Origin of the sequence: Pinirhizobacter sp., from assembly GCF_035317885.1 — a bacterium.
GTDB lineage: Bacteria > Pseudomonadota > Gammaproteobacteria > Xanthomonadales > Rhodanobacteraceae > Pinirhizobacter.
On the sequence record NZ_DATHFX010000403.1, the window covers coordinates 1 to 9,095 of the forward strand.

Annotated in this window: 9 protein-coding genes; 8 read left to right on the top strand and 1 reads right to left on the bottom strand. The window is 64.7% G+C overall.

Annotated elements, in window-relative coordinates:
- The 3 genes from mlaD to VK519_RS13280 form a co-directional block, all read left to right on the top strand.
- The coding region (gene mlaD / locus VK519_RS13270) for an outer membrane lipid asymmetry maintenance protein MlaD (RefSeq protein WP_324350481.1) at positions 1 to 868 on the top strand (868 nt) is incomplete at its 5' end.
- A 36-nt stretch (positions 869 to 904) separates the two neighbouring features.
- A complete protein-coding gene (locus tag VK519_RS13275; protein ID WP_324350484.1) occupies positions 905 to 1,576 on the top strand; it encodes an MlaC/ttg2D family ABC transporter substrate-binding protein in 672 nt (223 codons plus the stop codon).
- On the top strand, positions 1,566 to 1,877 hold the full coding sequence (locus VK519_RS13280) for an STAS domain-containing protein (RefSeq protein ID WP_324350486.1): 312 nt from the start codon (positions 1,566 to 1,568) through the stop codon (positions 1,875 to 1,877). Before VK519_RS13275 ends, VK519_RS13280 begins: the two co-directional genes overlap by 11 nt.
- Positions 1,878 to 2,446: 569 nt before the next feature.
- On the opposite strand, the gene VK519_RS13285 is transcribed toward VK519_RS13280, so the two are convergent.
- Positions 2,447 to 3,220, bottom strand: coding sequence for an MlaA family lipoprotein (locus tag VK519_RS13285; RefSeq protein ID WP_324350487.1), 774 nt, complete (start codon positions 3,218 to 3,220; stop codon positions 2,447 to 2,449).
- A gap of 226 nt (positions 3,221 to 3,446) precedes the next feature.
- Here VK519_RS13285 and rpoZ point away from each other — a divergent pair, with 226 nt between their 5' ends.
- The 5 genes from rpoZ to recG all read left to right on the top strand — a co-directional run.
- Complete coding sequence (gene rpoZ / locus VK519_RS13290) at positions 3,447 to 3,737, top strand: DNA-directed RNA polymerase subunit omega (protein ID WP_250624865.1); 291 nt, start codon at positions 3,447 to 3,449, stop codon at positions 3,735 to 3,737.
- Between the two features lie 112 nt (positions 3,738 to 3,849).
- The gene (locus tag VK519_RS13295; RefSeq protein ID WP_324350490.1) at positions 3,850 to 6,018 is read left to right on the top strand and encodes a RelA/SpoT family protein; all 2,169 of its coding nucleotides are present in this window, start codon (positions 3,850 to 3,852) and stop codon (positions 6,016 to 6,018) included.
- 25 nt (positions 6,019 to 6,043) lie between these two features.
- Positions 6,044 to 6,538: a GNAT family N-acetyltransferase gene (locus VK519_RS13300; protein WP_324350491.1), complete on the top strand. Its 495-nt coding sequence runs from the start codon at positions 6,044 to 6,046 to the stop codon at positions 6,536 to 6,538.
- Between the two features lie 157 nt (positions 6,539 to 6,695).
- The gene (locus tag VK519_RS13305) at positions 6,696 to 7,079 is read left to right on the top strand and encodes a RidA family protein (RefSeq protein ID WP_324350493.1); all 384 of its coding nucleotides are present in this window, start codon (positions 6,696 to 6,698) and stop codon (positions 7,077 to 7,079) included.
- Between the two features lie 71 nt (positions 7,080 to 7,150).
- A partial coding sequence (recG, locus tag VK519_RS13310) for an ATP-dependent DNA helicase RecG (protein ID WP_324350495.1) occupies positions 7,151 to 9,095 on the top strand: 1,945 nt, incomplete at its 3' end.

Genomic DNA, 9,095 nt, shown 5'->3' on the forward strand with positions numbered 1-9,095 from the left:
TGGCCTGTTCATCGTGCTCGGTTTTGCCGCCCTGGTGTACCTGGCCACGCAGACGACATCGGTAGCCAATACCGGCCAAGGTGCCAGCTACACCGTCGATGCCCAGTTCGCCAATGTCGGCCAGTTGAAGCCCAGAGCCCCGGTGAAAGTGGCCGGCGTGCGCATCGGCCAGGTCAAATCCATCGAGCTCACCCCAGGCCACGAGGAGGCCACGGTGAAACTCGCCATCGACGAGAAATACAAGGGCATCCCGGACGATTCGGTGGCCACCATCTTCACCAGTGGCTTGCTGGGCGACCAATACGTTGGGCTGTCCTTCGGAAGCTCGAAGAAGGCGCTTGACGACGGCGGCCACATCGCGCTCACCAAACCTGCGCAGCAGCTCGAAGACATGCTCGGCCGCTTCTTCGGCGGCGGCTCGGCACCCGACCGCATCGGCGGCACGTACCACGTGACGGGCCACTTCACCAACGTCGGCTCCCTGACCCCAGGTGCCACGGTGAAGCTCGCCGGCGTACCCATCGGCAGCGTCGGCAAGGTCGTGCTTACCAATGACAAGCTCGACGCCGTGGTTACGCTCGATATCGACAAGCGCTACGACCAGATCCCGGACGATTCCGCGGCGGCCGTATTCACCAGCGGTTTGATCGGCAGCCAGTATGTTGCGATCCAGCCCGGCGGCAGCCCGGACATGCTCAAGGACGGCGACCAGGTCGTCCTGACGCAATCGGCGCTGCAGCTGGAAGACCTTATCGGCAAGTTCCTGGTCAATGGCTCGCCCAGCGACAACAAGAACAACGCCGGCAGCGGGCAGCCGTCGCAGTCCAACCCGCAGCAGTCGAACCCCCCGGCCCCGGGCAAGAAATAAGCCCGCGGCCGGACCCCCACCCCCAAGGAGATTCCCATGTTGCGTTCCCTGGCTTTTGCCGCAGCCATCGGGCTTGCCGGCGTCGCCGCGCCTGTCCTGGCGCAGGACGCCCCCGCCGCCGGCGCCCAGCAGCAGTCCCCACAGGCCGTGGTGCAAACCATCGCCGACCAGCTTGGCCAGGCCATCGACGGCCACCAGGCGGAATTGCAGAAAGACCGCGAGAAACTCATCGCCGTGATCGACGATGTGTTCCTGCCGCACTTCGACATCGACTATGCCTCGATCCTGGTACTGGGCCAGCACGCTCGCGAAGCGACGCCCGAGCAGCGTGAGCGCTTCGCCAAGGCGTTCTACAACTCCATCACCCATCGCTACGCGGAAGGGTTGCTCAACTACACCCGCGGCAAGGTCAAGGTCCTGCCGTTCACCGGCGACCTGGATAACAAGCGCAGCGTAGTGCGTACCCAGGTAGTGCTGGACGACGGCAAGACGGTGAGCGTGGACTACGCCTTCCGCAAGTCCAAGACCGGCGACTGGAAAGCCTACGACGTGATCATCGAAGGTATTTCCTACGTCACCAACTACCGCAACCAGGTAGACGCCGAAATCCGCAAGGACGGCATCGACAAGCTCATCACCAGCCTGGAAACCCAGGGCGAAAAAGCCCTGGACACCATGCAGAAGGATGCCGGCGGCAGTGGCAAGTAAGGTCGCCCCTTCCGAAAACGTCGCGGTCACCCGCGACAAGCCCGACACGATCTCGGTGTCGGGCGAACTGACCTTCGCCACCGCACAAAAAGCGCTGGCGGACGTTCGCGCCGCAGTCGGCCAGGCAAACACCACCACTCTGGATCTCGGTGGCGTTGGTCGCGCCGACAGCGCCGGCCTGGCCTGCGTTCTGGCCATCCTCTCCGAAGCCCCCGGCCTCGCCGTCGCCAGGATGCCCGACGGCATGCGAGCCCTGGCACGCGTAAGCGACGTGGAGCCGATGCTGGCAGGTAGTCGCTAGCTCTCTCGATCTCGGGCGTGGCGGGCAGCGCGGGCGGGGCCCAAGCGGCGTCGCTCCTGCTGCGGCGACCCTCGGGATAGGGAGGCCGCTTACGCGGCCGTGTTTGATGGCTGCGCCCCATCGGGACGGGCTTCGGCCGGGGGTTTTCGATTCGCCATCCTGGCTCAGCGAAAACGGCCGGCCGTCCATGGCCGGCCCCCTGCGGGCCTGATCCGTCCGAAGCCCTTCGCCTTCGCACGGAGCGCCGCCCGCTTGGGCCCCGCCCGCGCTGTCCGCCACGCCCGGGCGGTGAGGTTCAGGAGGGAAAGCACGGAGGCCCAGCGTGTCTCGAGGGCTTGCTCGCTGCCGTCAGCCAGAGTGCCGTGGCAATTTACCAACAGCGCCCACCTATGTTTTTGCTGCACGTCGCCTCGAAAACCCCCGCCCGCAGCGCGTGCGCGCCGGGGCGAAGCCATCAAATACAGCCGCGTAGCGGCCTCCTTACCCAAGCGCCGGTGTAACCGGAGCGACGAGGCCGATAGCCCCCGGCTCCTGCGACACGCCCGAGCGACGTGCAGCCCCCAACGAAGCTATTGGTTGGCAGGCTTCTTTTGCTGGTTTTCCCACTTGTGCTGTTCGTCGAGCAGTTCGTCGGGGTCGAAGCCTTTTTCGTTCAGGCCCTGCATCTGCTGGATGATTTCTGCCGGCGGGTTGCCGTCGTAGAGGCTGTACAGGCGCTGCTGGCGGTAGGCGTCGCGGATGAATACGTAGGGATCGTAGGCCGACTGCAGGAAGCTTTCCGCATCGATGCCGCGCGAGCGTAGGGTTACCAGGTACATCACTTGCGGCAAGTAGTACTGGCCGTCCTTGAAGTCGTGGTTCCGGGAGTAGATGCTCAAGGGATCGAAGAAATAGCTGTCCACCGGCAGGCGCCAGACGTCGCGGGCGGTGGTCGGGCCGACCAGTGGGATCACCAGGTACGGACCTTCGGGCACGCCCCAGTGGGCCAGGGTAATGCCGAAGTCGGTGTCATCCAGGGGCAGGCCCAACTGGCTGGCCGGGTCGAAGAAGCCGCCCACGCCCAGGGTAAGGTTGACCAGGAAACGGCCGGTGCCTTCCGCGGCAGCCTTGGGCTTGGCTTGCAGCAGGTCGTTGGCGACCGTGATGGGCATGCGGATATTGGTGAAGAAGTCACTGAACGCACGGCGTACCGGCGGATTGGTGACTTTCCGGTAGCCCACGGCCACTGGACGGATGAATGCCTTGTCCAGGGCGTCGTTCACCGCGTAGCTCTTGCGGTTGAAGTTCTCGTAGGGATCGTCGGTGCGGGGCGGCGCGATTTTGCAGCCAGCGAGCAGTGCCAAGGCTAAAACCGGCAAGGCACGGCGAAGGATTCGGGCGTTCAAGGAGGGGGCCTTGGGTGAGGGCAACGGGGAAATCCTTGTTTAGTGTACCGCGTAGTTTGCTAATCTGCCAGCACCCGCCCCCACGGGACCGGGCATCATACCCCCGGCCGTCATTGCCAGCCAAGCGTCTCGGCCAGTACACTCCTTCGTCAGAAGTGTCTTTAATGTCAAGGACTTTGAGAAAATGGCCCGTATCACCGTCGAAGACTGCCTCGAGGTAGTCGACAACCGCTTTGAGCTCGTGCTCATGGCGACCAAACGCGCACGTCAGCTGGAAAAGGGTGCCGAGCCCACCATCGACGCCCACAACGACAAGCCGACCGTGCTCGCCCTGCGTGAAATCGCCGGCAATCGCGTCAATATGACGATGATCGACGAAATCGACCGCGTCGAGCGCGAGCGCGCCGAGCGCGAAGCCCTGGAGTGGGCCGCCACGGAAGTGGATGACGACCTCTCCAAGGGTGGGGATGACTGATGGACCCGGGCTGTAGCCGGCCCACCCTTGAACCACGCGCGGCACGCGCGCGAACTGCGCCTGCCCGCCGAACGCATGGAGACGGTCGTCCACCGAGACGACCGTAGCGAACATGGAAGTCGCTCCGCTTACCCCTCCGGGCGCCGTCGCCGACGTGCCGCCTTATGTCCTTGCCCTCGAAGACAAGGTGTCCACCTACCTGCCGGCCGAGCAGGTGGCAAGGATCCGTCGTGCCTTCATCGTCGGCGCCGAGGCGCACGAAGGGCAGACGCGTAAATCCGGCGAGCCGTACATCACCCATCCGGTGGCCGTGGCCACCATCCTGGCCGACCTTGGCCTGGATGCCGAGACCATCATCGCGGCGATCCTGCACGACACGCTGGAAGATACCCATCTTGGGCGCGCGCAACTGGAAGGTGAATTCGGCACTACTGTGGCCGAGCTTGTCGACGGCGTCACCAAACTCGACAAGATGCAGTTCACCAGCCGCGCCGAAGCCGATGCGGAAAGCTTCCGCAAGATGTTGCTGGCGATGGCGCGCGACCTGCGCGTGATCCTGATCAAGCTTTCCGACCGCCTGCACAACATGCGCACGCTCGGTGCGAAGGACGCCGAATCCCGTCGGCGCATCGCCCGTGAAACGCTGGAGATCTACGCGCCCATCGCCCAGCGACTGGGCATGAACAAGTTCAAGGCGGAACTGCAGGACTTAGGCTTCCGTGCGATGTACCCCGATCGCCACCGGGTGATCTCCGAGCGCATCCGCGCCGCGCTGGGCAACCGGCGTGAAGCCATGGCGCGCATCGAGACGGCCCTGGAAGGGCGCCTGGCCGCCGACCATATTCCCGGCCGTGCCATCAGCCGCATCAAGTCGCCCTGGAGCATCTATTCGAAGATGCGCAACGAGCACAAATCGTTCGCGCAATTGATGGATGTCTACGGTTTTCGGGTGGTGACAGACTCCGCCATGCACTGCTACCAGGCCCTGGGCGCCGTGCACGGCCTGTACAAGCCGGTCGACAGCCGCTTCAAGGATTTCATCGCCATCCCCAAGGCGAACGGTTACCAGTCGCTGCATACAGTGTTGCTCGGGCCCTTCGGCGCGCCCATCGAGATCCAGATCCGCACGGCCGAAATGGACTCCGTCGCCGAACGCGGCGTGGCCGCCCACTGGGCCTACAAAACAGGATCATCATCGTCGAACAGCGCCCAGGCGCGGGCCCGTGAGTGGCTTTCGGCGCTGGCCGACAGCCAGGCCAACACGCCCTCAGCTGCGGAGTTCCTCGAGAACGTCAAGATCGACCTCTTCCCCGACGAGGTCTACCTGTTCACGCCGCGCGGGGAGATATTCTCGCTGCCTCGGCACGCCACTGCGCTCGACTTCGCCTATGCCGTGCACACGGACGTCGGTGATCACGCCGTGGCCGCGCGCGTGGATAAAAAGCTGGTGCCGCTGCGCACGCGGCTGGTGTCCGGCCAACAGGTGGAGATCATCACTGCGCCTTCGGCCGTACCCAATCCGGCATGGCTGGAGTCGGTGGTCACCGGCAAGGCGCGAACGGCCATTCGCCAGTACTTGAAGCACCTGCAGCACGAGGACGCCGTCGACTTCGGCCACCGCATGCTCGACCGCGCGCTCGACGCGCGCGGCACCAGCCTGGATGCCATTCCCGCCCCCACTCTGCAGCGCTACCTGGACGACGCCAAGCTCAAGCGCCTGGAAGAACTCCTGGCCGACATCGCCCTGGGCAACCGCATGCCCGACCAGGTGGCGACCCAGCTGGTAGCCGCATTGGGCGGGGGCGGCGCGCCTTTGGTTGCCGATGCCGGTCCCGGTGAGAAAATCCGTATCACCGGCGCCGAGCGCGGCGTGCTCACCTTCGGCAACTGCTGCCATCCGCTGCCGGGCGACGACATCGTCGGTTACCTCTCGTCGGGCAAGGGTATCGTGGTGCACCGTGTGGAATGCCCGAACATGGTGGAGTTCAGAAAATCCCCCGAGCGTTGCGTCGCCATCGAGTGGGATCGCGATGTGAGCGGCGATTACCGCGCCCAGCTACGCATCGAGGTACTGAACCGCCCCGGCGTGCTGGCCACGGTGGCTGCCGCCATCGCCGCGGCCGAATCGAACATCGAGAACGTCGAGTACATCGAGCGCGATTCCAGCGCCGCCACCTTGCTATTCGCCATCGAGGTGCGCAGCCGTACCCACCTGGCCGAGGTGATGCGCCGCGTGCGCCGCACCGGCGTGGTCAGCGGCGTGTATCGACACCCGTTATAGGGTCCGCTGGCAAAAGGAGTTAGCCATGTACGACATAGCGAGTGCCACGGAAGTGGACATCGATGGTATCGCTGCGCTGTTGCAGGAAAATGCGCCGTCCCGGGGTGGTTCGCTAACCGGGGAGTTCCCGCGCGACAAGGTCGTCGGAATGGCATTGGGCGATTCGCCGGTGATCGTGGCGCGTCGAGGCGGCAACGTTGTCGGTGTCCTGTTCAGTTCATCGAAAAGCAATGCCTCGGCGCCACCATCGGTACGCGCGATGCTGGCCGCTTGGCCCGGCGATGCAGATGCCTATGTCTATGGCCCCGCGTGCGTTGCCGACTCCGAGCGTGGGCAAGGCCTGCTGGCGAAGTTGTACGCGGGTTTGCAACACCATCTCCCCGATCGCGAGGCAGTTCTTTTCATCCGCGCCGACAACAAGGCCTCCATTCGCGCGCATCAACGCCTGGGCATGCGCCATGTGGCGGATTTCACGCTTGAGGACCATCCCTACCTGGTACTTAGCGACCGCTCAGTCTAGCCTCGAAAAACAAGCAAGCGAGCGTTTGGACGTGTCGTCGATGAATCACTTCGTCTGCCAGGATGGAGCCGCCATGTAGGAGTTCTGCCGGTCACCCCGATTGATCGTTTACTATCGTGCCTCGCTCCAGCAGGCAGCTTCCGAGGTAACAGCCGACATGACCACAGACATCATTTCTACCGACCGTGCCCCAGGCGCCATTGGCCCTTATTCCCAGGCCGTGCGTGCCGGCAACACCGTATATTTCTCCGGCCAGATTCCACTGGATCCGGCAACGGGCAATTTGATCGAAGGCGATATCGCCGCGCAGACGCGCCGTGTTTTCGACAACCTCAAAGCCGTGGCCGAGGCTGCTGGCGGCTCGCTGGACAAGATCGTTCGCGTTGGCATCTACGTTACGGACCTTGCGAATTTCGCCACCGTCAACCAGGTGATGGCTGAATATTTCCGGGCGCCGTTCCCTGCGCGTTCCACCATCGAGGTCTCGGGCTTGCCCAAGGCTGCCCAGGTGGAGGTTGATGCCGTGATGGTGCTCGATTAAGTACTCGCTGACACGATGGATGATGCGTACCGGGTTACGCCATGGTGGCGGGCTCGGTTAGGCTCTTCGTCATGCCCGCTCGCACCACCGCTCCCGTACCTGTTGCCGATCCCGGTACCGCGCCGGTGACGGCGTTGCCCGGCGTCGGGCCGGCGCTCGCCGATACCCTGGGGCGGATCGGCCTCAACACCGTGCAGGACCTCTGGTTTCACCTGCCGCTGCGTTACGAAGACCGCACCACCATCGCCGCCATCGGCGACCTGCGCCACGGTGAGCAGGCGCAATTCGAGGGCACGGTGACCAACGTCGAGCGCGGCTTCCGCTTCCGGCCGCAGTTGAAGGTTGCCCTGGCTGATGACAACGGTGATGCCATCGTGCTGCGCTTCTTTCACTTTCACCGCAGCCAGGTGGAGCAACTCAAGGTGGGCACGCGCCTGCTTTGCTTCGGCGAGGTGCGCCAGGTGGGTTTTGGCCTGGAGGTGATCCATCCGCAGTACACGCGAGTGGAGGCCGATGTCGAACTGGCGGTGGAGGACCGGCTGACGCCGATCTACTCCACTGGCGAAGGCCTTGGCCAGAAACGCCTGGCCAGCGTGATCGGCAAGGCGCTGGCGTTGCTGCCCGGCGACGAGAGCATCGAACTGTTGCCGCGCTCGTTGCTCGAGCCCTTGCAGATGGCCCCGTTGCGCGATGCGCTGATGTACGTGCACCGTCCGCCGCCGGACACGGATTTGCTCAGGCTTGAACAGGGTCGCCACCCGATGCAGCGGCGCCTTGCCTTCGAGGAATTGCTTACCCAGCATCTCACCCTGCGCCGCATGCGCGCGCAGGTGAAGGCGCGCCGCGCACCGAAGCTGGGCCGCGGCCGAGTGCTGGCCGAACGTTTACTTGCTTCGTTGCCCTTTAGCTTGACCGGCGCCCAGCAGCGCGTGGCGGGTGAGATCACCGACGACCTCAAGCGCGGCCATCCGATGTTGCGCCTGGTGCAGGGCGATGTCGGCAGCGGCAAGACGATCGTGGCGGCGCTAGCCGCCCTCACCGCGGTGGAGAGCGGTTACCAGGTGGCCCTGATGGCGCCCACCGAGCTCCTGGCCGAGCAACACCTGCGCAACTTCCGCACGTGGCTGGAGCCTTTGGGCCTGGAGGTGCAGTGGCTCGCCGGCAAGGTGCAGGGCAGGGCGCGCAAGGCGGCGCTCGAGCGCACCGCCGGCGGTGCGCACGTGGTGGTGGGCACGCACGCGCTGATGCAGGAAGGCGTGGTGTTCGACAAGCTTGGCCTGGTGATCGTGGACGAACAGCACCGCTTCGGCGTGCACCAGCGCCTGGCCCTGCGCGACAAGGGCGCCGAGGGCGACATGGTACCCCACCAGCTCGTGCTCACCGCCACGCCGATCCCGCGCACGCTGGCCATGAGCGCCTACGCGGACCTGGATGTTTCCTCCATCGATGAATTGCCGCCGGGCCGAACGCCTGTGGTTACCGTGGCGGTGTCCAGTGCACGCCGTGAAGAAGTGATCGAACGCATCCGCGTGGCCTGCGCGGAAGGGCGGCAGGTGTATTGGGTATGTACCCTGATCGAGGAATCCGAGCAGCTCAATGCGCAAGCGGCGGAGGTCGCGCATGCGGAACTGAGCGCGGCCCTGGTGGGCGTGCAGGTTTCGCTGATCCACGGGCGCATGAAGCCGAAGGACAAGCAGGCCACGATGGACGCCTTCAAGGCTGGCAACATTGCCGTGCTGGTGGCCACCACCGTGATCGAGGTGGGCGTGGATGTGCCCAATGCCAGCCTGATGGTGATCGAGAATGCCGAGCGCCTGGGACTGGCCCAGTTGCACCAGTTGCGCGGCCGCGTGGGCCGCGGCAGTGTCGTGTCCAATTGCGTGCTGCTGTACCGCACGCCTTTGTCGTTGCTGGCGAAGGAGCGGTTGCAGGTGATGCGACTGACCAACGATGGCTTTCGCATCGCTGAGAAAGACCTGGAACTGCGTGGTCCCGGCGAGGTGCTTGGAACACGGC